The following is a 22,225-nucleotide window of genomic DNA, read 5'->3' as shown; positions in this document are numbered from 1 at the left end:
TTCAGCCCTTCACCACCGCGTCGATCGCGTCGATGACGTGGTCGATGTTGTGGGTGTTGACGGCGGCGACGCAGATCCGGCCCGTCTCCAGGGCGTAGACCTCGTGGTCCTCGCGCAGGCGGGCGGCCTCGGCGGGGCTCAGGCCCGTGTAGGAGAACATGCCCTTCTGCGCCTTGATGGCGTCGAAGCCGCGCTCCGGGTGGCGCTGCTGCAGGCTGTCGGCCATCCGCTCGCGCATGGCGCGGATCCGGTCGCGCATCTCGCCGAGTTCCCGCTCCCAGTCGGCGCGCAGCTCCGGGTCGGTGAGCACGATCTCGACGATCGCCGCGCCGTGGGTGTGCGGGTTCGAGTAGCTCGCCCGGACGAGGCGCTTGGCGAAGGCCTCGACCTTGGCCTTCGCGGCCGGGTTCTCGGCCACGATGGTGAGCGCGCCGACGCGCTCGCCGTAGAGCGAGAACGACTTCGAGAACGAGGAGGCGACCAGGAATTCCTGGCCGGACTCGGCGAACAGGCGCACCGGCTCGGCGTCGGCGTCGAGGCCGTTGCCGAAGCCCTGGTAGGCGATGTCGAGGAACGGGATCAGGCCGCGCTCGGCCATCAGGGGCACGAGGTCCCGCCACTCGTCGAGGCCGAGATCGGCGCCGGTCGGGTTGTGGCAGCAGGCGTGCAGCACCACGATCGAGCCCTTCGGCAGATCCTGGAGATAGGCCTTCATGGCCGGGTAGTCGGCGCCGCCGGTCTCGGCCGAGAAGTAGGGATAGTCGACCACGGTGAAGCCGGCCTGGCCGAACAGCGCCTTGTGATTCTCCCAGCTCGGGTTGCTCACCGCCACGGTGGCGTTCGGGTAGAGCTTGGCCAGCAGGTCGGCGCCGGTCTTCAGCGCGCCGGTGCCGCCGATGCTCTGGAGCGTCGCGGCCCGGTTCTGGGACAGGATCGGCGCGCCCTTGCCGAACAGGAGCTCCTGGACCGCGTCGCGGAACGGCTTGGTGCCCTCGATCGGCCGGTAGGTCTTCGGCAGGCCCTTCTCGATCCAGCGCTTCTCGGCGGTCTGCACGGCGCGCAGGCGCGGCACCTTGCCGTCCGCGTCCGTGTACACGCCGACCACGAGGTTGAGCTTCTTGGGGCTCGGGTCGGCGTTGAAGGCCTCGAACAGGCGCATGATCGGGTCGAGCGGCGCGTCCTGGATGCCGGCGAACAGCGAGGTCATGATCGTCAATCGTCCCAGAGGGTCTCGGCCGGCGACGCGTGGAAGGGCGCCGGCACGCCCGGCGACGGGCCGGGCCGACGCCCTTATTCCGCACATCGCGCCCGCCCGCCAGCGCTTCCGCGCGCATCAGCATCCCGATCCGCTCAACGATCTGCGCGACGCTGCGCCCGACGATAGGCCGGGCGATCCCTGTCCGGTGCCCTTCCGGTCGGGGCGCCGACGGTCCTAGAGTGCCGCCATGATCCGTCGCCTCGTCCCGTTCCTCGCCCTTCTCCTGGCCGCCGCCCCGGCCGTCGCGCAGGCACCGGTGCGGATCGGCCTGTCGGCGCCGCTGACCGGTCCGGATTCCGCCTTCGGCCAGGGGCTCCGGCAGGGCGCCGAGCAGGCGGTGGCCGATCTCAACCGCGTCGCGGGCGGCCGCCCGCGCTGGGTCCTCGTCCCGGCCGACGACGGCGGCGACGCGCGGCAGGCCGTCGCCGTCGCGAAGAAGTTCGCCGCCGACGGCGTGCGCCTCGTCGTCGGACCGCTCGAATCCGGGGCGGTCGCGGCCGCGGCGCCCGTCTACGAGGAGGCGGGCGCGGTCATGGTCGCGCCCGCGGCGTCATACGGACCGCTGACCGGCCGGGGTCTGTGGAACCTGTTCCGCCTCGGACCGAGCGACGCCCAGCAGGGTCGGGCGGCCGGGGCCTACCTGGCGAAGGCCTTCGCGGGACGCCGGGTCGGGATCCTCAGCGACCGCTCGACCTTCGGCCGCGGCCTCGCCGACGCGGTGGCGGCGCGGCTGAAGGAGGCCGGCATGCCGGAGGTGATGTTCGACGGCTTCCCCCGGGGCAACCGCGACCTCGCGGACCTCGTCGCGCGGCTGAAGGCGGCGCGCCTCGACGCGGTGTATTTCGGCGGCCTCGCGCCCGAGGCCGTGACCCTGCTCCGCGCCATGCGCGAGGCCGGCCTCGGCGCGACCCTGGTGGCGAGCGACGGCATCCTCGACCCCGCCTTCGCCGCGGTCGACGGCGACGGGGAGGGGACGGTCATGACCCTGGTTCCCGATCCGCCGCGCCTGCCCGAGATCCGCGGCGCTCGCCCGGTGCCGCGCTCGCCCGAGGCGGAGAGCGTCGCGGCCAACGCCTACGTGGCCGTGGAGCTCCTGGCGCAGGCGACCGAGCGCACCCGCGCCGCCGACCCGAGGACCGGCCGCATCGCGGACGGCCACAAGGTGGCCGAGTCCGTGCGGACGGGGCCGTCCCGGACGCTGCTCGGATCGGTGGCCTTCGACGCGCGGGGCGACCGCGCCGCAGCACCGATCGCCCTGCGGATCTGGCGCCGGACGCCGGACGGTCGCCTCGACTACGCCGGCAACGACGCCGAGCCCTGAGAGCCGGCAAATCGTGTCGATGACGGAACGTGTTCGGTGTCCGTGACTTGCGGCCGGTTCCCGCGGGGACTACATGCGGGCGGTGCTGCTGAGCTGGCGCGGGCGGTCCCCCGGATCGGATCCGCGCCCTGCGGCGTTTCCCGAGCTCGATGACAGCCGAACACGCATTGCCGGAACGCCTGCTGCCGGACGGTCCGACTGGAGAAGGTGCATGGCGAAAGAAGAATTGATGCAGTTCGATGGTCTCGTGATCGAGATCCTGCCGGATGCGCGCTACCGCGTGCAGCTCGACCAGGGCCACGAGATCGTGGCCTACACGGCCGGCAAGATGAAGAAGAACCGCATCAAGACGCTGGCGGGCGACCGGGTGACGGTCGAGATGTCGCCCTACGACCTCGAGAAGGGCCGCCTCGTGTTCCGCCACAAGGACGAGCGCTCGTCCGGACCCCGCCCGCCGGTGCGCGGCGGTCAGTTCCGCCGCCGTTGACGACCGGGCGCGCGCGCCGGGCTTCCCCGGCCGCGCCCGCCTACCTGCTCTTGACCGTCACAGCGCTGCTCTGGGCCGGCAACGCCGTCACCAGCCGCTGGGCGCCCGGTCACGTGTCGCCCCAGGTCATCACGACGCTCCGATGGGCGGTCGCCTGCCTGGTGCTCATGCCCTTCGCCGCGCGCCGGCTCGCCGCCGCGTGGCCGCTCCTGCGGCCGCACTGGCTGCGCATCCTGCTGATGGGCGGCCTCGGCTACACGGCCTTCAACTGCCTGTTCTACGCGGCCGGTGTGCATACCGGCGCGATCAACCTCGCCCTGTTCCAGGGGGCGATCCCCGTGCTGGTGATCGTCCTGAACCGGGTGGCCTACCGGGTGCCGGTCACGCCGGGGCAGGTCCTGGGCGTGGCGCTGACCCTGGTCGGCGCCGGCCTCGCCGCCACGCACGGCGACCTGTCGGTGCTCACGACCCTCGCGTTCAACCGCGGCGACGTGCTCGTCTTCGGCGCCTGCCTGCTCTACGCGGGCTACACGATCTTCCTGCCGACGCGCCCGAAGGTGCCGGCCCTGGTGTTCTTCGCCGCGATGGCGGTCGCGGCCTTCGTCACCTCGCTGCCGCCGCTCGCCGTCGAGTGGGCGACGGGCCACGCCGTCTGGCCCAACCGCGAGGGCTGGCTGATGGTCGCCTTCGTGGGCCTCGGGCCGTCGCTGCTGGCGCAGCTCTTCTTCATGCGCGGCGTCGAGATCATCGGCCCGAACCGCGCCGGCCTGTTCGTCAACCTCGTGCCGATCTTCGGCGCGATCCTCGCCGTCCTGCTGGTCGGCGAGCCGTTCGGCGCGACGGAAGGGGTCGCCCTGGCCCTGGTGTTGGCCGGGATCGCCTGCGCCGAGCGCCTGAAACCGGCGCCCGCCGCAGAGGCCACTCCGGAAGCCGCCTACTCGCAGACGCGGACGCGGCGGATGTAGACGTCGCCGTAGGCATCGTAGGTCCGGCGGCGCTCGAAGTGGCAGACCGGGCCGTAATCCTCCTCGACGTAGACCGGCGGCGGGGCGCGGTAGACCGGGCGGCCCGGGTAGTAGCCGTTGTTGGCCGACGCGATGGCGCCGCCGACGGCCAGGCCGCCGAGCACGCCGAGGGCTGCCGCGCCGCCGGCGCCGATGCCGTCGCGGGCCTGGGCGGCCGGCGCGAGCGTGGCGAGGCTCCCGACGACAAGGCTCGTCGCGAGAAGGTACTTCATGACATCCCCCTGAAAGCAGGCGATTCGTGCCGATCGATCGGCACAGAGCTGCTAGCACACCCGAGCTTTGGGGCGTTTGTTCGGCCGCACGTGCCGGCTTGACGTGAGGTGCTCCGCCGCACCAAACCCGGGGGCGAGCCGGAGGGCGAGCGAGAGGAGCGGCGACCGTCATGGTGACACGGGGCTTCGTCGGACGCAGGCAGCCGCCCGAGACCGGCGCGCGCCTGCCGCCGGGTCAGTATCTCACCGACGATTTCCCGATCCTCCAGATCGGCCCCAACCCGACCGTCGACATGGCCACGTGGCGCTTCACGCTGCGCGAGGGGTCCCGGCCGATCAAGGCTTGGAGCTGGGCGGAGTTCGAGGCGCTGCCCCGCACCACCTGGCGCGGCGACATCCACTGCGTCACCAAGTGGTCGAAGTTCGACACGACCTGGGAGGGCGTCAGCTTCGACGACATCCTGGCCGATGCCGGGATCACGGCACCGACCGGCTACCTCCTGGCGGAATCCCACGACGACTACACCACGAATGTGCCGGTGGCCGACCTCGTGGGCGGTCGCGCCCTGGTGGCGACGCGCTACGAGGGCCAGCCGATCCATCCGGATCACGGCGGCCCGGCGCGGCTCTTCGTGCCGCACCTCTATTTCTGGAAGAGCGCCAAGTGGGTGAAGGGCCTGCGGTTCACTCAGACCGACACGGCCGGTTTCTGGGAGCTGCGCGGCTACCACATGTACGGGGATCCCTGGCGTGAGCAGCGCTACATCGGTGACTGAGGCGGTTCCTGAAGTGGTGACTGGCGCAGTGACGGACACAGTGACGGACACAGTGACTGACCCGGCGTTCGAGCCCATCGTCTTCCGCTGGCACGAGGCGGAGATCACCGCGATCGCGCCGGTCACGCCGCACGTGAAGAGCGTCCGGCTGCGCTGCGGCCTCGCCGAGTCCTACCGGGCCGGGCAGCACGTCGATGTCCGGCTCACCGCCGAGGACGGCTACCAGGCGCAGCGCAGCTACTCCGTCGCCTCGGCGCAGGACGGCAGCGGCACCCTGGAGCTGATGATCGAGGCCCTGCCGGACGGCGAGGTGTCCGGCTGGTTCTCGCACTGCGCCGAGGTCGGCGACCGGGTCGAGCTGCGCGGGCCGATCGGCGGCTCGTTCTCCTGGGACGGGTCTGACGGCGGGCCGCTGCTCCTGGGCGGCGGTGGGTCCGGCGTGGTGCCGCTCCTGGCGATGCTGCGGCGGCGGGCGCAGCACTGGCGGGCGATCCCGGCGGCGCTGATCTACTCGGCCCGCACCCGCGCGGAGGCGATCGCGGTCGCCGAGCTGGAGCGACTCGCCGAGACGGATCCCAACTTCTCCCTGCATCTCGCCACGACCCGCGAGCCCGGCGGCAAGCGGATCGACGCGCCCCTCGTCGCCGACGCGCTGGCGCGGATCGGGGCGCCCGGGAAGGTGTTCCTCTGCGGCTCGAACCGGTTCGTGGCCGCGGCCTCGGACCTGATCCTGGCGCAGGGCGTCGCGCCGGGCCTGATCCGCACCGAGCGCTTCGGCGCCTGAACGAGGCCTGGCGCTTTCCGGTCGAGGATCTCGGCTCTGTCGTCGTTGCGAGCGGAGCGACGCAATCCGGAGTGCGCCACGTTCTCCAACGTCGCGCCGCCCCGGGTCGCTTCGCTGCGCTCGCGATGACGGAGCGGGTTGCATCGGCCGAAGCGTTCCGCCGGAAGCCGAATCAGGGGCTGAAGATCAGCACGAGGTAGACGAAGAACAGCACGAGGTGCACCGCGCCCTCCAGCACGGTGGTGCGCGAGCCCGAGAAGGTCTGGGCGCTGAGGATCAGCGTCACGGCCAGCAGGGTCATCTCGGTCGGCTTGAGGCCGAGCACCACGGTCTGGCCGGTGAGCAGCCCGATGGTCAGGATCGCCGGCACGGTGAGGCCGACCGTGGAGGTGGCCGCCCCCAGGCACAGGTTGATCGCCCGCTGGAGCTCGTTGCGGGCCACCGCCTTGAGCGCCGAGATCCCCTCCGGCGTGAACACGATGGCGGCGATCAGCACGCCGCCCAGCGCCGTCGGCGCGCCGAGCGCCGCGATGCCGTGGTCGAGGATCACCGCGAGGCTCTTGGCCAGGATCACGATCGGCAGGACGTTGGCGAGCAGCAGGCCGACATGCTTGGCGACGCTGCCGCCCGAGACCGGATCCGCGCCGTGCGGCGGCTCCGTCGCCTCGGGGATCTCCGCGTCGATGAAGAACTCGCTGTGGCGCCCGGTCTGGATCAGCAGGAACACGCCGTAGAGGGCGAGGGTGAACACCGAGAACGTGACCGCCTGAAGCGTCGTCAGGGTCCCGTCGCTGGTGGAGCTGGTGAAGTTGGGGATGATCAGCGCGATGGTGGTGAGCGGGATGATCACCGCCATGAAGGCCGAGGCGCCCTGGAGGTTGTAGCGCTGCTGGTGGTGACGCAGGCCGCCGACCAGGAGGCCCAGCCCGACCACGCCGTTCAGCACGATCATCAGCACCGCGAACATCGTGTCGCGACCGAGGGTCGGCGCGTCCTTGGCCGACAGCATCACGGCGGAGATCAGCGCCACCTCGATGATGACGATGGCCAGCGTCAGGACCAGCGTCCCGAGGGGCTCGCCGAGGCGGTGTGCCAGCTCCTCGGCCTCGTGCACCACGCCGAAGGCGGCCCAGACGATCACGGCGAGCAGCCACGCGAACAGGCCCCCCGCGAACAGGGGCTGCGACAGGTCTCCGAGCCAGTCCTTGCCGAACCACGTGAAGGCGAGAACCGTCGCCCAGGCTACCGCCACCCGCAGGGCTGCCATCATGATGAACGTGTACTCCGCTCGGTTCGCGTCGGGCCTCGACGTGCGCGATTCACGGGAGCCTTAGCAGGTCGTCGGACCAGTGTCGGCGTCGACGGCCGATCGGCCGCGGGTCCATTCGCGCGCCGATGAGGCGGGCCGGATCCCGGATCGAGCGCGCGCAACCGCCCCATGCTGCGACGGGAGTGGTCAGTCGGCCCGGTTGGCGTTACCTTCCAGGCACCCGAATAAAGTCCGGCGCCTGATTCCCCCGCCGCGCGATGGCGCGCTGCCGGGCGCGGCACGGCCGTTGAGAGTTCCCGAAGCTTGCCTTTCCCGACCCTGCCCGCCCCCCTCGCGCGGGCCCTGAGCGACCGCGGCTACGCCGACCCAACGCCGGTCCAGGCCGCCGTGCTGGAAGCCGCCGCCGGCTCCCGCGACCTCCTCGTCTCGGCCCAGACCGGGTCCGGCAAGACCGTGGCCTACGGCCTCGCCATGGCCAGCATGCTGATCGGGGAGGCCGAGCATCTGCCGCCCCCGGCGGCGCCCCTCGCCCTCGTGATCGCCCCGACCCGGGAACTCGCCCTGCAGGTCCAGCGGGAGCTGTCCTGGCTCTATGGGCCGGCCGGAGGCCGTGTCGCGGCCTGCGTCGGCGGCATGGATCCGCGCCGGGAGAGCCGGATGCTCGCGGACGGCACCCACATCGTGGTCGGGACGCCGGGCCGCCTGCGCGACCACCTCGAGCGCCGCAACCTCGACCCGACGGCGCTGCGCGCCGTGGTCCTCGACGAGGCGGACGAGATGCTCGATCTCGGCTTCCGCGAGGACATCGAGTTCATCCTCTCGGCGACGCCCGCGGAGCGGGCCACCTACCTGTTCTCCGCGACCCTGCCGAAGGCGATCGAGACGCTGGCCGAGCGCTACCAGCGCGGGGCCCTCCGGCTCGCGATCAAGGGCGAGACCAAGGGCCACGCCGACATCGCCTACCGGGCGGTGCGGATCATGCCGCGGGAGACCGAGCACGTGGTGCTCAACCTCCTGCGCGAGGCCGACGCCGCCACCGCGATCGTCTTCTGCAACACCCGCAACGCCGTCCGGCACCTCCAGGCCAGCCTGACCGAGCGGGGCTTCTCGGTGGTGGCACTCTCGGGCGAGCTGGGGCAGGGCGAGCGCAACGCCGCGCTCCAGGCCCTGCGCGATGGCCGCGCCCGCGTCTGCGTCGCCACCGACGTGGCCGCCCGCGGCATCGACCTGCCGTCGCTCAGCCTCGTCATCCACGCGGATCTCCCGCACGACGCCGAGGTGCTCCAGCACCGCAGCGGCCGCACCGGCCGTGCCGGCCGCAAGGGCACCTCGGTGCTGCTGATCCCCAATTCCCGGCGGCGCCGGGCCGAGCAGATGTTCGCCATCGCCAAGGTGAGCCCCGAATGGTCGGGGCCGCCCTCGGCCGACGAGATCCGCCGGCTCGACGGCGAGCGCATGCTGTCCGACCCGCTCTTCGCCGAGCCGCCGGCCGAGGAGGACGTCGCGCTGGCCGAGACGCTGCTCGCCGGCAAGAGCCCCGAGGAGCTCGCCGCGCTCCTGGCCCGCGTGTACCGCACCCGCCTGCCGGCCCCCGAGGAGGTCAGCGATCCGGGCGAGGGCCGCGCGCCCCGCGGCGAGCGGCCGCCCTACGACCCGATGGACCCGGAGCGGATCGCCGCCATGGGCCCGGCGGTCTGGTTCCGGCTGAACCTCGGCCGCCGCGACAACGCCGACCCGCGCCGGCTGCTGCCGATGCTGACCCGTCGGGGCGGGATCGGACGCCAGGAGATCGGCGCCATCCGGATCTTCGACCGCGAGACCAAGTTCGAGGTGCGTGGCAATGCGGCGGCGCGCTTCGCCGAATCCTTCGCCCGCAACGGCTCGCCGGAGATCCAGGTCGAGGCGCTCGCGGGCGATGGGGCGCCGGCCGAGCGCCGGGGCCCGCCCGCCGGACCGAAGGGATTCGCGAGCCCGCGGGCCGGCAAGCACCAGCGCAAGGCCGAGCGCACCGGGCCGAAGGGCGAAAAGGCCGGGCGCCAGACGGGCCGGGCCTGAGCGCCGGGCCCGATAACCGTGCGGCCCCGCTATCGGGGCCGCCGCGGCGGATCAGAAGACGTTCTTGACGGCGTCACCGAGGGCGTCGACGCTCTCCTTCAGCTTCCGCCCGGCCGGCGCCAGGGACGGGAGCTTGATGCCGAGCACCTCGGTATCCTCAGCCTCGGCGGGCTCCGCCTGGGCAACGGTCGCGGTGGCGGCGCCCTTCGCCTTGTCGGCGGTCCGCGTCGGCGCGGGTGTTTGGCGGGTCGCCGCCTTGGGCGCGGGCTTCTCGGGGCGCTCGATCTTCTCGGCGCGCTCCGTCCTATCCGATTTCCCGGAGCGCTCCGTCTTCTCGGCCCGCTCCTTCTTCTCGGGACGCTCGGCCTTTTCCGCGCGCTCCGTGCTCTCCGCCACCGGCTTCGGCGCGGCCGGCTCGACGAGCTCGCGGGCCCGGACCGTCTCGGAGGCGCGGGGCGTCTGAAGCGCGGCCGTGCGGACCGGCGCCAGAGGCGCGACTTCCCGCGCGGCCGCGACCGGCGTGACGGGCGTCGGAACCGGGATGCGCTGCGTCGGCGCGACGGGGGCGGCGGCGACCTTCGCGGGCTGCGGGGCCGCCGGCCGCGGGGTGGTGGGCGCGGGCGGCGTCGGCGCGGGCGTGATCGCCGCGAACGCCTCCGGCAGCGACACCATCCTGAGCGCCGGTGTCTCCGGCTTGGCGGGCTGCGCCGGGGCGGCCGCCGCCTGGACGGAGCCCTTGATGGCGGGCAGCCCGTCCTTCAGCTCCGGCCAGTCCGCGGCCTGCCGGGACGCGACGATCTTCACGGGGGTCGGCGCCGCGAGGCCGGCCATCACCGTCGAGGCGGCGACGCCGAAGCCGACCAGCGCGCTCGCGCCGGCCACGCTGAACAGCGCGACCTTGAGGTTCAGCGACGGCCCGGGCTTGGCCGACGGCGTCCGGTCAGGCCGGGTCTCGGACGGGTCGAGGTTGAGATCGATCATAGGCCGGGGTCTCTGACACGATACACGCCGCGCGCGACCGGGCTCCCCTTCACCGGCCGCCACGCTCCGAGGATTCGAAGGTGGTTCGACTCTGGTGGCGATAGAGGAGCTGCAATACGGCGCAATGATGTCGGTCCGAATTGCCTGCCCAGCCAGTCCTGGCGCGGCTATCCACAAGATTACGCTACGCCGCTTAAGAATCGGTGTTCGCCCCGTCCGCTGCACTGGGGGCGGGGCGGCCTGAGCGCGTCCGGGTCGCCACTCCGCCGGCCGCCCGCGGCGGGCGCCATGGACTTCGCCGGCGCGGTCGCTATGCGTCAGCGCGTGGATACCCGCCCGAACCTGTCCCCGCGTACCGAGACGGCCGAAGCGCCGGACGCTCCCCGGCTCCGCCGCTGGCCCTGGTCGGCGTGGTCCACCCGCGCGCGGCTCGTCGCGGTGGTCCTGCTGATCGACGCCTTCGCGGCCGTGATCTCCTGCGCGGTCATCGTCCTGAACGCCCGGTCGGCCGTGCGCGTCGAGACCCGCGCGTCGCTCGCGACCGTCGAGTCGCTGGTGGCCGACACGATCCGCCTGTCCGACACGGCCGCGCCCGACACGCTGCTCCAGACCCTCGACCTGCGCTTCAAGGTCCTCCGGCACGTCCGGGTCGCTGTGCTCGACGCGGACGGCGACGAGGTCGGCCGGCCGCTGCCGCCGCCGCGCGCCGACCGGGAGGCGCCGCGCTGGTTCGCCGACCTGATCATGCCGCCGATCGAGCGCCACGCCCTTCCGATCGTTGTCAACGGGCGCCGGCTCGGCACGGCGCAGATCACCACGCAGCCGATGGACGAGATCGACGAGATCTGGGGCTACGCGCGGGCGCTCTCGCTGACCACCCTGGCGATCAACGCCGCGATGCTGATCGCGCTCTACATCGCGCTGGGCCGGATCCTCGCGCCGCTGCGGCGGCTCGGCGCCGGCCTGACCCAGCTGGAGCACCACGACTACACCGCCCGCCTGGAGCCGCCCGGCGCCCGGGAGCTGGCCGTGATCGCCGAGCGGTTCAACAAGGTCGCCGAGGCCCTGGGCGAGGTCCGGGCCGCCAACGGCCGCCTCAACCGCCAGCTCCTGACCGCGCAGGACGACGAGCGCCGCCGGACGGCCCTGGAGCTGCACGACGAGTTCGGTCCGTGCCTGTTCGCCCTGGAGGCCAACGCCGCCTCGATCGGCCGCATCGCCTCCGGCACGGCCGAGCCGAGCCGCGAGAAGCTCGCCGCCCGGGCGGCCGAGATCAGCGCGATCGTCGGGCAGGTCCAGACCGTCAACCGGGAGCTCCTGAACCGCCTGCGGCCGCACGGCCTCGGGCAGGCGCCCCTGGCGACCTGCCTCGACCTGCTCCTGCGCGGCTTCGGGCAGCGCCATCCCGGCATCACCTTCGCGGGCCGCTTCGACGGGCTGGCCCGGGGCTACGGCGACCTCGTGGACCTCACGGTGTTCCGCTGCGTGCAGGAGAGCGCCACCAACGCCGTGCGGCACGGCGCCGCGACCCGGGTGGAGGCCGAGGCGACCGAGACCGGCGGCCGGATCGACCTCACCATCCGCGACAACGGCACCGGAATCCCGCCGGAACACGGCACCGGGCTCGGTCTGTCGGGGATGCGCGAGCGCGTGGAGGCCCTCGACGGCACCTTCGCCCTTGACAATGCCGGCCCCGGGGCGATCGTCCGGATCACGATCCCCGTTCCGCCTGACCGGGGCGACGAGAACAACACCGCGCCGAGCGCATGAACGCCATCGCATCCCAGATCGACGCCGCCGCCACGCGCCTGCCGGTTCTCGTCATCGATGATCACCCCATCGTCCTGCAGGGCTGTCGACGCGTGCTGGAGGATTCCGGCGTTGAGACCATCGCGGAGGCGACGACAGTCGTCGGCGGCTACCGGATCTTCCACCGGCTCCGCCCGCCGGTCGTGATCTGCGACCTGACCTTCCAGGGCAGTGGCATGGCCGGGCTCGGCCTGATCCGGCGGATCCGGGCGGTCGCGCCCGAGACGCGCATCCTGGTCTTCAGCATGCACAACGACCCGGTGATCGTCGCCCGCGCCCTCGAGGCGGGGGCCCTGGGCTACGTCCTCAAGGACCACGCCTCGGCCGAGCTGTTCGAGGCCTTCGCCAAGGTCCGCGTCGGCGAGGTCTACCTCGATCGGCGCCTCGCCACCGAGGTGGCGATGCTGCGCGCCGACGCCCGCCGCGCGCCGGAATCGCAGCTGACCCCCCGCGAGCAGCAGATCCTGGCGCGCCTCGCGCAGGGCCGCTCCTACGGAGCCATCGCGGCCGACCTGTCGGTGAGCTACAAGACCGTGACGAACGCCTGCTCGCAGATGCGCCAGAAGCTCGGCGTGCGCACCCTCGCCGAGCTGATCCACGTCGCCGTCACCCACGCGCAGCGGCAGGGCTAAGCCGTGGCATCCTTCGGACCTGACGACGCCTTCTCCCCGGAGGCCTGGGCGCGCAACGCCGCCGCCTACGAGACCATCCGGTCGATGCCGTTCAACGCCGAGCTTGCCGCCGGCACGCTGCCGCAAGACCGGTTCCGGCACTACATCGTGCAGGACGCGCACTACCTGATCGGCTTCGGCCGGGCGCTGAGCCTCGCCGCCGCGAAGGCGCCGGATCCGGACACGATCGTGCAGTTCTCCCGCGCCGCGCAGGAGGCGATCGTGGTCGAGCGCGCCCTCCACGGCGGCTTCTTCCGCGACTACGGCATCGGGCCGGACACCTTCGCGGCCACGCCCCTGACGCCGGCCTGCGACCACTACGTCAGCTACCTCACGGCCACCGCCTACGCCGAGCCCTACGCGGTCCTCTGCGCGGCCCTGCTGCCCTGCTTCTGGATCTACAAGGCGGTCGGCGACGACATCTTCGCCCGCGCGGCGCCCGACAACCCGTATCGCGCCTGGATCGACACCTACGCGGGCGACGATTTCGCCGCGGCGGTCGCGACCATGATCGCCGCCACGGACCGCGCGGCGTGGGACGCGTCGGAGGCCGAGCGCGCGCGGATGCACCGGGCGTTCACGCAGGCCACCCGGCTCGAGTGGCAGTTCTGGGACAGCGCCTACCGCGACGCGGCCTGGGCCCTGTGACCCGCCCGGCGCGCCCGTGACCGCGCCGGACGCCAGCCGCCGCGATCTCGTCGCCGCCGCGCTCGCCGCCACCCTGGTCGCGCCGCTTTGTCCGGCCCTGGCCGCCGCCGCCGGCGATCCGGCGCCGATCCCGCCGGACCGCCCCGCCCGGATCGCCATGCTGGTCTATCCGGGCCTCACCGCGCTCGATCTCGTGGGACCGCAGACCTTCCTCGCCGGCCTCGCCCCCGGCAGCCTCCACCTCGTCGGCGCGGAGCCCGGGCCGGTGACGAGCGACACCGGCCTCGTCCTGGTGGCGACCCACGGCTTCGCGACCTGCCCGGCGGACCTCGACGTCCTGTTCGTCCCCGGAGGCGACGGCACCCCCGCACAGATGGGCGACGCTGCGCTCCTCGCCTTCCTGCGCGACCGCGCCGCGCGGGCCGGCTGGATCGCCAGCGTCTGCACCGGATCGCTGATCCTCGGCGCGGCGGGCCTGCTGCGCGGCTACCGCGCGACGTCCCACTGGAGCGTGCGCGACGCGGTGCTGCCGCTCCTGGGCGCCCGTCCGGTGGCCGAGCGCGTCGTCTTCGACCGCGACCGCGTCACCGCGGCCGGGGTCTCGGCGGGGCTCGATCTCGGGCTGGCGCTCGCCGCGCGCCTGCGCGGGGATACCTACGCCCGCACCGCGCAGCTCGTCGCCGAGTACGCCCCGGCGCCGCCCTTCCGCGCCGGCACGCCCGCCGAGGCCGAGCCCGCGACCGTCCGGGCGGCCGAGGCGATCCTCGCGCCGCTGGTGACGGGGGCGGAGGCCGCAGCGCGCCGGTGAGCGCCGCGCCGGCGATGCAACCGGGCCACGGTCCGGCGCGACGTGCGGCGGCGTGCTTGACGGCGCGCCGCCGGGGCCCGAACTGTTGCGGTGCACGATCCCCCGGAGCCGCCATGTCCCTGATCGCACGCCTGCGCGCCTACGCGGCCGAGGCTCTCGGCGTCGGCACGCAGGAGACCGTGGACGAGACGCATCTCGCGGCCACCGCGCTCCTCGTCCACGTCGCCCGCGTCGACGGCATCCTGGCGCCGGCCGAGAGCGAGCGCCTCTCGCGCCTCGTGCAGGGCCACTACGCCGACGGTCCGGACGCCGCGCGGGCGCTGATCGAGCGCGCCGCCGCCATGGATTCGGAGGTGCGCGACGTGGCGAGCCTCGTGGAGATGATCCCGCACGAGGCCGACCGGTCCGAGCGCGAGGAGCTGCTGACCATGGCGTGGTCGGTCGCGGCGGCGGACGGCAACGTCGACGAGTTCGAGGAGGCGCTGGTCGAGCGCCTCGGCCGCCTGCTCGGCTTCGACGAGGCCGCCATTGCGGCGGCCCGCCGCAGCGGACAGCAGGGCGTCGCGGCCGCGTAGTCCCGGCAGCCCGCGATGATCGCCAGCCTGGCCCTGATCCTGCTCGCGCAGCTGCTGGGCGAAGCCCTCGCGCGCGGCGCGGGCGTCCCGATCCCGGGGCCGGTGATCGGCATGGGCCTGATGTTCGCGTTCCTGCTGCTGCGCGACAATGCCCGCCTCGGCCTACCGCGCGTGCTGCCGAAGCCGCTGACCGACGGGACGCTCGAGACGACCGCGCGCGGGCTGCTGATGAACCTGTCGCTCCTGTTCGTCCCCGCGGGCGTCGGCGTCGTCGGCCGCCTCGACCTGCTGCGGGCGCAAGGCGCCAAACTGGCCCTCGTGCTGGTCGTCTCGACCGCCCTGTCGCTGCTGGTCACCGTCCTGGTGTTCCGCGCCGTCGCCGCGCTGGTCGAGCGGCGCGGGACCGACGGGGAGCCCTGACGGGTGGCCGGCGAGTTCTCGCTCTGGGTCTACCTCGCCAAGACGCCGCTCCTGTGGCTGACGGTGACGCTGACCGCCTACGTCCTGGCGGACCGGATCGCCGCCGTGACCGGCCGGCACCCGATCGCCAACCCCGTGCTCATCACCGTCGTCCTGGTGGGGGCGGTCCTGGCCGTCACCGGCACGCCCTACGGGGCCTATTTCGAGGGCGCGCAGTTCGTCCACTTCCTGCTCGGGCCCGCCACCGTGGTGCTGGCGATGCCGCTCTACGAGCGGCGGGCGACCGTCCTGCGCGCCCTCGCGCCGATGCTGGCGGCCCTCGCCGCCGGCTCGGCCACCACCCTCGCCGTGGTGATCGGCCTCGCGCGCCTCCTCGACATCCCGCAGCCGATCCTCGTCTCGCTGGCCCCGAAATCCGTGACCTCTGGCGTCGCGATGGGCATCGCGGAGGCGCTCGGCGGCGACCCGACGCTCACGGCGATCCTGGTGATCCTCACCGGCATCATCGGGGCGATCCTCGTGACGCCGATGATGAACCTCCTGCGGATCCGCGACATGCGCGCCCGCGGCTTCGCCGCAGGGCTCGCGGCCCACGGCATCGGGACGGCACGCGCCTTCCAGGTCAGCGAGGTCGCCGGCACCTTCGCGGGCATCGCCATGGGGCTCAACGCCTTCCTGACGGCGATCCTCGCGCCCCTGGCGCTGCACCTGCTGTTCTGAGCACCTGCTGTTCTGTGGCCTCAGGCGTCCAGCCGGTCGGCCACCGCCTCGGCGAGCGACAGGCTGGAGGTCAGGCCGGGGCTCTCGATCCCGAACAGGTGCACGATCCCCGGCAGGCCGTGCTCGGCCGGCCCGTCGATCCGGAAGTCGGCCGCCGCCTCGCCGGGCCCGGTCAGCTTCGGCCGCAGGCCCGCGTAGTCCGGGTACAGCGCTCCGTCGGGCAGGCCGGGCCAGTAGCGCCGGATCGCGCCGTAGAAGGCCTCGGCGCGCGCGGGATCGACCCGGTAGTCGAACCCGTCGACCCACTCGACGTCAGGCCCGAAGCGGGTGCGGCCGGCGAGGTCGAGGGTGAGATGGATGCCGAGGCCGCCGTCGATCCGCGGCGCCGGGTAGATCAGCCGCGAGAAGGCCGGCTTGCCGGTGCAGCCGAAGTAGTTGCCGCGGGCGAGGCGCAGCGTCGGGACGCGCTCGGCCGGGTAGCCCTCCGTGCCGGCGGCCAGGGCCGGGGCGCCGAAGCTCGCGGCGTTGACCACCGCGTCGAAGGCCATCGTGCCGGGCTCGGCGCCGCCGAACGCGGCCTGCCACTGCCCGTCCCGCCGCGTCAGGCCCTCGACCGGGGTGCGCAGGGCGAGCGCGCCGCCGTGATCCTCGATCGCCCCGAGCAGGGCGAGCATCAGCGCGTGGCTGTCGACGACGCCGGTGCGTGGCGAGTGCAGCGCCACCGTGCAGGCGAGATTCGGCTCCAGCTGCCGGGCGGCGCGTCCGTCGAGGAGTTCGAGGCCCGGGACGCCGTTGGCCTCGCCCTGGCGTCGGATCGCCGCGATCTTCTCGGCCTCCGCGTCGTCGGAGGCGACGATCAGCTTGCCGCACGCGCGATGCGGGACGCCGTGACTCGCGCAAAAGTTGTATAGGCGCCGGGCGCCCTCGACGCAGTGGTGCGCGCGCTCGGATCCGCCCGGGTAGTACATGCCGGCGTGGATCACTTCCGAGCTGCGGGACGAGACCCCCGTTCCGAAGGCGTCCTCGGCTTCCGCCACGATGACGGCATGCCCGCGCAGCGCGAGTGCCCGCCCGATGGCGAGTCCGACGACGCCGGCTCCGACGACCAGGGCCTCCATGTCTTCGCGTTCTCCAACGCGCCCGGTTGGGCAGGTGAGTCCTCAATACCGCACTTGAGCCGGAACAACGACGCGCCCGTTGATTCGTCGTTGACCCTAAATCTCAATCCTAAGTAGAAATATCGGCGCGATAAATGCGCGGCTCGGTTGTAGCGGAGGCGGACTGGCCCATAATGAGGCCATCCGCCGCCTCCGGCCGAGGCCGAGAACGTCTCAGGGACATGCACCGGCCGTCGGCGGCGAAGAGCCCGACGGAAACCGACGAGAGCCACATCCGAAACACGTAGAATCGAGGTGACGACCATGCAGATGACATCGCCGAGCGTCGAACTCGCCGCAAAGATCCTGAGCGCCTACGTCACGCGCAACAGTGTCCCGGCGGGAACGCTGCCCGACCTGCTCTCCGAGGTACACCGCTCGATCACCGCCCTGGACCAGCCCGCGGAGCCGCAGGTCCGGCGGCCGACCGAGGCGCAGATCCGGGCCTCGATCCGGCCGGACACGCTCATCAGCTTCGAGGACGGCAAACCCTACAAGGCCCTGCGGCGTCACCTGACGATGCGCGGCCTCACGCCCGAGGCCTACAAGGCCAAGTGGGGCCTGCCCGTCGATTACCCGCTGGTCTCGGCGGTCTACAGCGCCCGCCGCTCGACGATCTCCCGCCAGATCGGCGAGGGCCAGCGCCTGCGGATGCAGCAGGCCGCGGAGTAAATGGGCGTCGGTCGCCGGCGCGCGAGCCCGGCGACCGGTCCTTACGGCCAGCCCGGGTTCTGCGCCTCGGCGGCGGCGGTCGCCACTTCCTGGATCAGCAGGGCCACGAGCCCGGACCATCCGGTCTGGTGCGACGCGCCGACCCCGCGGCCGCTGTCCCCGTGGTAGTACTCGTAGAACAGGACGAGGTCGCGGAAATGCGGATCCTCCTGCTCGATCCGGCTGTCGCCGTAGACCGGCCTGCGCCCGTCCGGGCGGCGGGTCGAGAGGCTGATCAGCCGCCGTGACAGGTGGGCGGCGATCTCCCGGAGCGCGTAGGTCCGGCCCGACCCGGTCGGCGCTTCGACCCTGAAATCCGGGCCGTAATAGTCGTGGAAGCGGTTCAGCCCGGCGATGAGCAAGTAGTTGACCGGCATCCACACCGGTCCCCGCCAGTTCGAGTTGCCGCCGAACAGCCGCGAGCGCGACTCGGCGGGCTCGTAGGCGAGCCCCAGGTCCCGCCCGTCCCAGGCGAAGCAGAACGGCTCGTCCGCGTAGACGCGGGACACGGCACGCAGCCCGTAATCCGAGAGGAACTCGTTCGGGTCGAGGGCGCGGTGGAGCAGCGCCTTCAGCCGGTGCCCGCGCAGCAGCGACAGCAGCGCCGTCTGGCCCTCGCCGGGCTCGTTCCAGCGCGAGACCAGGGTCGCGAGGTCCGGGCGGTTCTTGAGGAAGAACACCATTCGGCTGCGCAGGGACGGCAGCCGCGCGAGGTCGCACTCGTTGATCACCGCCACCGCGAAGATCGGGATCAGGCCGACCATGGTCCGGGCGCGGATCGGGAGGCGCTGTCCGTCGCGCGTCTCGATGACGTCGTAGAAGAAGCCGTCCGGCTCGTCCCACACGCCCGCGCCCGTGGCGCCGGCGATGAGGAGGAAGTGCTCGAAGAACTTCTCCGCCATGTCCTCGAAGGTCGGGTCGTCGAGCGCCAGCTCGATGGCGATCCGCATCAGGTTCAGCGCGTAGGTCGCCATCCAGGCCGTCGCGTCGGACTGGGTCAGCGTGGCGCCGTCGCCTACCGGCTTCGACCGGTCGAAGATCCCGATATTGTCGAGGCCGAGGAAGCCGCCCTGGAACAGGTTGCGGTCGTCGGAATCCTTCCGGTTCACCCACCACGTGAAGTTCAGGGTGAGCTTGTTGAAGATCCGCTTGAGGAAGGCGTGGTCCGGCTGGCCGGTGAGCGCCCGGTCCAGCTCGAACACCCGCCAGGCGGCCAGCGCGTGGACCGGCGGGTTGGCGTCCCCGAAGCCCCACTCGTAGGCCGGCAGCGCGGCGTTCGGGTGGGTGTAGGCCTCGTCGACCAGCAGCAGGAGCTGGTTCTTGGCGAAGTCCGGGTCGATGAGCCCGAACACGATCGCCTGCAGGGCGAGGTCCCAGGACGCGAACCAGGGATACTCCCAGGCATCCGGCATCGAGATGATGTCGTTGGCGCGCAGGTGCGACCAGTCGCTGTTGCGGCCGTGCCGCCGCTCCGGCGCCGGCGCGGGCTGCGCCGGGTCGCCGGCGAGCCACTCGCGCACGTCGTAATGGTAAAGCTGCTTCGACCAGAGCATGCCGGCGAGCGCCTGCCGCTGCACGAGCCGCATCTCGGGATCGGCGATCGGCGCCTGGAGCGCCCCGTAGAAGTCGTCGGCCTCGCCCTCGCGGGCGGCGAAGACGGCGTCGAAATCCGCGAAGGGTGCGCCCGGCGCGGTCTCGGCGCGCAGGCGCAGGCGCACGGTCCGCGTCTCGCCGGGGCCGAGATGCAGGTCGTAGCGGGCGGCGCACTTGGTGCCGGACAGGGCGTTGACGGCGGCCCGGTCGCCGCCCACGACGCACCGGTCGATCCCGTCCTTGTAGAAGCCCTCGGCGGGGCCGCTGCCGAACAGCCGGTGCGTGTTGGTCTCGTTCTCGGTGAACAGCAGGTCGCCCGCGCCCTCGGCGAAGAACCGGAAGGTCGGCATCTCGGGGTGGCGCGCCCAGACCGAGCCCTCCGACCCGGCCATCAGCTCCGGCTTCGGCGTGCCCTGCTTCCACGACCACGTGTTGCGGGCCCAGAGCTGCGGCAGCAGCGTCAGGGCGGCCGGGTCCGGGCCGCGGTTGGTCACGGTCACCCGCATCAGGATGTCGTCGGGGGCGGCCTTGGCGTAGGCGACCTCGACGTCGAAGTAGCGGCCCTCGTCGAACAGGCCCGTGTCGAGGAGCTCGAATTCCGGGTCGTCGAGGCCGCGCCGCGCGTTCTCCTCGACCAGGCGCCCGTACGGGAAGGCGGCCTGCGGGTACTTGTAGAGCATCCGCATGAAGGCGTGGGTCGGGATCCCGTCGAGGTAGTAGTAGAGTTCCTTGACGTCCTCGCCGTGGTTGCCCTCCTGGTTGGTCAGGCCGAACAGCCGCTCCTTCAGGATCGGGTCGCGCCCGTTCCACAGCGCCAGGGACAGGCACCAGTTCAGGTGGCGGTCGCCGAAGCCGCCGATCCCGTCCTCGCCCCAGCGATAGGCGCGGGACCGGGCGTGGTCGTGGGGCAGGTAGTCCCAGGCGTCGCCCTTCGGGCTGTAATCCTCCCGCACCGTGCCCCATTGCCGGTCGCTGAGGTACGGCCCCCAGCGGCGCCACGCCGGATCGGAGCGGGCCTCGACGAGACGGCGGCCCTCGGCGGTCTCGAAGAGGTGCGGCGGCACGCCGTCGGGCTTGGTCATACGCGCGCTGCTCCTGCCCCCGCGGATCCGTACCGGATAAAGCCGTGACGCCGGCAGGGAAAGTCAACGCCCCGCCGCGACCGGATCTCCGCGGGGGATCGCGCGACGCGTGATCACACGATGCGGATCGACAGGTCCGGCAGGCCTTCGATCGAGCCGGCGAGCACGTCCCCGCGGACGACCGGCCCGACATTCTCGGGCGTTCCCGAGAAGACGATGTCGCCCGCCTTCAGCTCGAAGGCCCGCGACAGCTCGGCGATCTGCTCGGCGACCGACCAGATCATGTCCGACAGGTCGGCGTCCTGCCGCACGGTGCCGTTCACGGCGAGCTGGATGCGGCCGCGCGCCGGATGGCCGACCCGGGCGACCGGCAGGATCGGCGTGATCGGCGCGGACTGGTCGAAGCTCTTGCCGATCTCCCAGGGCTTCTTCTGGTTGCCCATGCCGCGCTGGAGGTCCCGGCGGGTCATGTCGAGGCCGGTGGCGTAGCCGTAGACGTGGTCGAGCGCCTGCGCGGCCGGGATGTCGCGCCCGCCCGACTTCAGCACGGCCACGAGCTCGATCTCGTGGTGGTAGTTCTGGGTGAGCGACGGGTAGGGGTGGTCGGCGACGCCGCCCGCGACGACCTGCACGGCGTCCGCCGGCTTCTGGAAGAAGAAGGGCGGCTCGCGCGACGGGTCGGAGCCCATCTCGCGGGCGTGGGCCGCGTAGTTCCGGCCGATGCAGTAGATCCGGCGGACCGGGAAGACCTGCGCCTCGCCCTGGATCGGGATCGTGGCCTGCGGCAGCGGGAACAGCAGGCCCGGCTGCGCCTCGGCGGCGGCGGCGGGGCCGAGGCCCGCGGCGGCGCCGGCGGCCACCACCCCGAGAGCGCGGCGTCGACTGATCGTTGCCATGGCCGTGTCCCTTCACCTTGATCCGCGCGCCGCGCGGCGCAGGCGGGCGATACGACCGGGCGGGACCGGCCGCCAGCGGATCCGCGGCCGGGATGGAGAGGCTCAGGCGGTCCGTGTCACCCGGATTCCCTCCGGGTCCGCCGCGACGCGCAGCCCGGTGTAGTCCGCGATCGTCGGATGACCGGTCCGCACCGGCTCGTGATGGGTCGCGGTGACGACCACGACGGCCGCATCCGCGGCCTCGGCCGCCCGGATGCCGGCCGGGGCGTCCTCGAACACGAGGCAGTCCGGCGCCGCGACGCCGAGGCGCCCGGCCGCCAGGAGGAAGCAGTCCGGCGCGGGCTTGCCCCGCGCCACGTCCTCGGCGGCCACCAGAAGGTCGGGGACCAGCATTCCGGCCGCCGCGAGGCGGCGCTCCGCCAGCCGCCGGGGCGCCGAGGTGACGATCGCCCAGCGGTGGCGCGGCAGCGCCTCCAGGAAGGCCCGCGCCCCCGGGATCGCCACGATGTCGTCGACATCCGCCATCTCGGCCTCGGTGATCGCGGCCGCCTCGGCCACGGGATCGACGCTCGGCAGGTTCAGCCGCCGGATGGTCTCGACCGACTGCACGCCGTGGATCGTCGGCAGGAAGGACGCCGCGTCGAGGCCGTGCGCCTCGGCCCAGCGCGACCAGATCCGCTCCGCGGAGGCGATCGAGCTGATGATCGTCCCGTCCATGTCGAACAGGAGCGCCGCCAGGGGGCGCGACGGGAGGGCTGACTCGGGCATGGGCGAGGGCTAGGCCGGCGGCGCCGTCCCGGCAACCGGCCCGCGCGCATGGCCGCGTCTCGCGCGTGGCCGGGCCTCCGGGACGCCTTCGCCGGCGGTCGCGGCAGGCCCGCCCGCTTCACGGGCCGATGCCTTTGGTGTAGCGCGGGGGCAATCCCGGGCCGTCGGCGGCCCTGCAGAAGCGAATATCGACCGACC

The 22,225-nt window shown here is 72.8% G+C and carries 22 protein-coding genes; 14 read left to right on the top strand and 8 right to left on the bottom strand.

The genetic code is table 11. The annotated features are described in order from the left end of the window. Position 1: 1 nt before the first annotated feature. On the bottom strand, positions 2-1,207 hold the full coding sequence (locus tag ACQKQD_RS22610) for an amino acid aminotransferase (RefSeq protein ID WP_427509618.1): 1,206 nt from the start codon (positions 1,205-1,207) through the stop codon (positions 2-4). Between the two features lie 238 nt (positions 1,208-1,445). Here ACQKQD_RS22610 and ACQKQD_RS22605 point away from each other — a divergent pair, with 238 nt between their 5' ends. From ACQKQD_RS22605 to ACQKQD_RS22595, 3 genes are all read left to right on the top strand, one after another. Beyond that, positions 1,446-2,579 carry a branched-chain amino acid ABC transporter substrate-binding protein gene (locus ACQKQD_RS22605; protein ID WP_427509617.1) on the top strand — a complete coding sequence of 378 codons (1,134 nt, stop codon included), beginning with the start codon at positions 1,446-1,448 and terminating at the stop codon, positions 2,577-2,579. A 211-nt stretch (positions 2,580-2,790) separates the two neighbouring features. Further along, positions 2,791-3,066 carry a translation initiation factor IF-1 gene (gene infA, locus ACQKQD_RS22600; RefSeq protein WP_012320343.1) on the top strand — a complete coding sequence of 92 codons (276 nt, stop codon included), beginning with the start codon at positions 2,791-2,793 and terminating at the stop codon, positions 3,064-3,066. Beyond that, complete coding sequence (locus ACQKQD_RS22595) at positions 3,063-4,031, top strand: DMT family transporter (protein WP_427509616.1); 969 nt, start codon at positions 3,063-3,065, stop codon at positions 4,029-4,031. Before infA ends, ACQKQD_RS22595 begins: the two co-directional genes overlap by 4 nt. Here the strand turns inward: ACQKQD_RS22595 and ACQKQD_RS22590 are convergent. Next, entirely contained in the window at positions 4,001-4,303 is a 303-nt protein-coding gene (locus ACQKQD_RS22590; protein WP_012320341.1) for a hypothetical protein, read from the bottom strand. The two genes, ACQKQD_RS22595 and ACQKQD_RS22590, sit on opposite strands and share 31 nt — an antisense overlap. A gap of 170 nt (positions 4,304-4,473) precedes the next feature. Here ACQKQD_RS22590 and ACQKQD_RS22585 point away from each other — a divergent pair, with 170 nt between their 5' ends. After that, complete coding sequence (locus tag ACQKQD_RS22585) at positions 4,474-5,079, top strand: sulfite oxidase-like oxidoreductase (RefSeq protein ID WP_020093023.1); 606 nt, start codon at positions 4,474-4,476, stop codon at positions 5,077-5,079. Between the two features lie 52 nt (positions 5,080-5,131). Beyond that, a complete protein-coding gene (locus ACQKQD_RS22580) occupies positions 5,132-5,863 on the top strand; it encodes an FAD-binding oxidoreductase (RefSeq protein WP_427509615.1) in 732 nt (243 codons plus the stop codon). Positions 5,864-6,035: 172 nt separating this feature from the next. On the opposite strand, the gene ACQKQD_RS22575 is transcribed toward ACQKQD_RS22580, so the two are convergent. After that, complete coding sequence (locus ACQKQD_RS22575; protein ID WP_042671759.1) at positions 6,036-7,133, bottom strand: calcium:proton antiporter; 1,098 nt, start codon at positions 7,131-7,133, stop codon at positions 6,036-6,038. Between the two features lie 303 nt (positions 7,134-7,436). Between ACQKQD_RS22575 and ACQKQD_RS22570 the strand changes: the two genes are divergently transcribed. After that, positions 7,437-9,188, top strand: coding sequence for a DEAD/DEAH box helicase (locus tag ACQKQD_RS22570; protein ID WP_427509614.1), 1,752 nt, complete (start codon positions 7,437-7,439; stop codon positions 9,186-9,188). 51 nt (positions 9,189-9,239) lie between these two features. On the opposite strand, the gene ACQKQD_RS22565 is transcribed toward ACQKQD_RS22570, so the two are convergent. Then, on the bottom strand, positions 9,240-10,169 hold the full coding sequence (locus ACQKQD_RS22565) for a hypothetical protein (RefSeq protein ID WP_427509613.1): 930 nt from the start codon (positions 10,167-10,169) through the stop codon (positions 9,240-9,242). A 288-nt stretch (positions 10,170-10,457) separates the two neighbouring features. Between ACQKQD_RS22565 and ACQKQD_RS22560 the strand changes: the two genes are divergently transcribed. The 7 genes from ACQKQD_RS22560 (at position 10,458) to ACQKQD_RS22530 (ending at position 15,820) form a co-directional block, all read left to right on the top strand. Further along, on the top strand, positions 10,458-11,939 hold the full coding sequence (locus ACQKQD_RS22560) for an ATP-binding protein (protein ID WP_427509612.1): 1,482 nt from the start codon (positions 10,458-10,460) through the stop codon (positions 11,937-11,939). Next, positions 11,936-12,610 (top strand): response regulator, encoded by a 675-nt coding sequence (locus tag ACQKQD_RS22555; RefSeq protein ID WP_012320334.1) that lies wholly within the window; start codon positions 11,936-11,938, stop codon positions 12,608-12,610. The genes ACQKQD_RS22560 and ACQKQD_RS22555 overlap by 4 nt, the downstream gene beginning before the upstream one ends. 3 nt (positions 12,611-12,613) lie before the next feature. Next, positions 12,614-13,297 (top strand): thiaminase II, encoded by a 684-nt coding sequence (tenA, locus tag ACQKQD_RS22550; protein ID WP_427509611.1) that lies wholly within the window; start codon positions 12,614-12,616, stop codon positions 13,295-13,297. 16 nt (positions 13,298-13,313) lie between these two features. Then, entirely contained in the window at positions 13,314-14,105 is a 792-nt protein-coding gene (locus tag ACQKQD_RS22545) for a DJ-1/PfpI family protein (RefSeq protein ID WP_427509610.1), read from the top strand. Between the two features lie 113 nt (positions 14,106-14,218). Further along, positions 14,219-14,680 carry a TerB family tellurite resistance protein gene (locus ACQKQD_RS22540; RefSeq protein WP_020093031.1) on the top strand — a complete coding sequence of 154 codons (462 nt, stop codon included), beginning with the start codon at positions 14,219-14,221 and terminating at the stop codon, positions 14,678-14,680. Between the two features lie 15 nt (positions 14,681-14,695). Next, entirely contained in the window at positions 14,696-15,100 is a 405-nt protein-coding gene (locus ACQKQD_RS22535) for a CidA/LrgA family protein (RefSeq protein WP_020093032.1), read from the top strand. 3 nt (positions 15,101-15,103) lie between these two features. Next, positions 15,104-15,820 carry an LrgB family protein gene (locus ACQKQD_RS22530; RefSeq protein ID WP_331297748.1) on the top strand — a complete coding sequence of 239 codons (717 nt, stop codon included), beginning with the start codon at positions 15,104-15,106 and terminating at the stop codon, positions 15,818-15,820. 20 nt (positions 15,821-15,840) lie between these two features. Here the strand turns inward: ACQKQD_RS22530 and ACQKQD_RS22525 are convergent, their stop codons facing one another. Beyond that, positions 15,841-16,938, bottom strand: coding sequence for an NAD(P)/FAD-dependent oxidoreductase (locus tag ACQKQD_RS22525; RefSeq protein ID WP_427509609.1), 1,098 nt, complete (start codon positions 16,936-16,938; stop codon positions 15,841-15,843). A 303-nt stretch (positions 16,939-17,241) separates the two neighbouring features. Between ACQKQD_RS22525 and ACQKQD_RS22520 the strand changes: the two genes are divergently transcribed. Then, the gene (locus ACQKQD_RS22520; RefSeq protein WP_026604910.1) at positions 17,242-17,649 is read left to right on the top strand and encodes a MucR family transcriptional regulator; all 408 of its coding nucleotides are present in this window, start codon (positions 17,242-17,244) and stop codon (positions 17,647-17,649) included. 41 nt (positions 17,650-17,690) lie between these two features. Here ACQKQD_RS22520 and ACQKQD_RS22515 read toward each other — a convergent pair whose 3' ends face one another. The 3 genes from ACQKQD_RS22515 to ACQKQD_RS22505 form a co-directional block, all read right to left on the bottom strand. Beyond that, positions 17,691-20,363 carry an MGH1-like glycoside hydrolase domain-containing protein gene (locus tag ACQKQD_RS22515; protein ID WP_427509608.1) on the bottom strand — a complete coding sequence of 891 codons (2,673 nt, stop codon included), beginning with the start codon at positions 20,361-20,363 and terminating at the stop codon, positions 17,691-17,693. Positions 20,364-20,476: 113 nt separating this feature from the next. After that, positions 20,477-21,259: a fumarylacetoacetate hydrolase family protein gene (locus tag ACQKQD_RS22510; RefSeq protein WP_427509607.1), complete on the bottom strand. Its 783-nt coding sequence runs from the start codon at positions 21,257-21,259 to the stop codon at positions 20,477-20,479. Between the two features lie 102 nt (positions 21,260-21,361). Continuing rightward, positions 21,362-22,027 (bottom strand): HAD-IA family hydrolase, encoded by a 666-nt coding sequence (locus tag ACQKQD_RS22505; protein WP_427509606.1) that lies wholly within the window; start codon positions 22,025-22,027, stop codon positions 21,362-21,364. Between the last annotated feature and the right edge of the window lie 198 nt (positions 22,028-22,225).

The organism is Methylobacterium sp. NPDC080182 (assembly GCF_050281105.1).
In the GTDB taxonomy this organism is placed as follows: Bacteria; Pseudomonadota; Alphaproteobacteria; order Rhizobiales; family Beijerinckiaceae; genus Methylobacterium.
Note: the sequence above shows the minus strand (reverse complement) of the source record. Positions and strands in the feature narration are given on the sequence as shown.

Bases quoted from the DNA above. Each gene is read 5' to 3' on its own strand.
- ACQKQD_RS22555 (WP_012320334.1), top strand. From the start codon at position 11,936: ATGAACGCCATCGCATCCCAGATCGACGCCGCCGCCACGCGCCTGCCG.
- ACQKQD_RS22585 (WP_020093023.1), top strand. From the start codon at position 4,474: ATGGTGACACGGGGCTTCGTCGGACGCAGGCAGCCGCCCGAGACCGGC.
- ACQKQD_RS22540 (WP_020093031.1), top strand. From the start codon at position 14,219: ATGTCCCTGATCGCACGCCTGCGCGCCTACGCGGCCGAGGCTCTCGGC.
- ACQKQD_RS22520 (WP_026604910.1), top strand. From the start codon at position 17,242: ATGCAGATGACATCGCCGAGCGTCGAACTCGCCGCAAAGATCCTGAGC.
- infA (WP_012320343.1), top strand. From the start codon at position 2,791: ATGGCGAAAGAAGAATTGATGCAGTTCGATGGTCTCGTGATCGAGATC.
- ACQKQD_RS22525 (WP_427509609.1), bottom strand. From the start codon at position 16,938: ATGGAGGCCCTGGTCGTCGGAGCCGGCGTCGTCGGACTCGCCATCGGG.
- ACQKQD_RS22510 (WP_427509607.1), bottom strand. From the start codon at position 21,259: ATGGCAACGATCAGTCGACGCCGCGCTCTCGGGGTGGTGGCCGCCGGC.
- ACQKQD_RS22505 (WP_427509606.1), bottom strand. From the start codon at position 22,027: ATGCCCGAGTCAGCCCTCCCGTCGCGCCCCCTGGCGGCGCTCCTGTTC.
- ACQKQD_RS22605 (WP_427509617.1), top strand. From the start codon at position 1,446: ATGATCCGTCGCCTCGTCCCGTTCCTCGCCCTTCTCCTGGCCGCCGCC.
- ACQKQD_RS22610 (WP_427509618.1), bottom strand. From the start codon at position 1,207: ATGACCTCGCTGTTCGCCGGCATCCAGGACGCGCCGCTCGACCCGATC.
- ACQKQD_RS22515 (WP_427509608.1), bottom strand. From the start codon at position 20,363: ATGACCAAGCCCGACGGCGTGCCGCCGCACCTCTTCGAGACCGCCGAG.
- ACQKQD_RS22560 (WP_427509612.1), top strand. From the start codon at position 10,458: ATGGACTTCGCCGGCGCGGTCGCTATGCGTCAGCGCGTGGATACCCGC.
- ACQKQD_RS22565 (WP_427509613.1), bottom strand. From the start codon at position 10,169: ATGATCGATCTCAACCTCGACCCGTCCGAGACCCGGCCTGACCGGACG.
- ACQKQD_RS22575 (WP_042671759.1), bottom strand. From the start codon at position 7,133: ATGATGGCAGCCCTGCGGGTGGCGGTAGCCTGGGCGACGGTTCTCGCC.
- ACQKQD_RS22590 (WP_012320341.1), bottom strand. From the start codon at position 4,303: ATGAAGTACCTTCTCGCGACGAGCCTTGTCGTCGGGAGCCTCGCCACG.
- ACQKQD_RS22535 (WP_020093032.1), top strand. From the start codon at position 14,696: ATGATCGCCAGCCTGGCCCTGATCCTGCTCGCGCAGCTGCTGGGCGAA.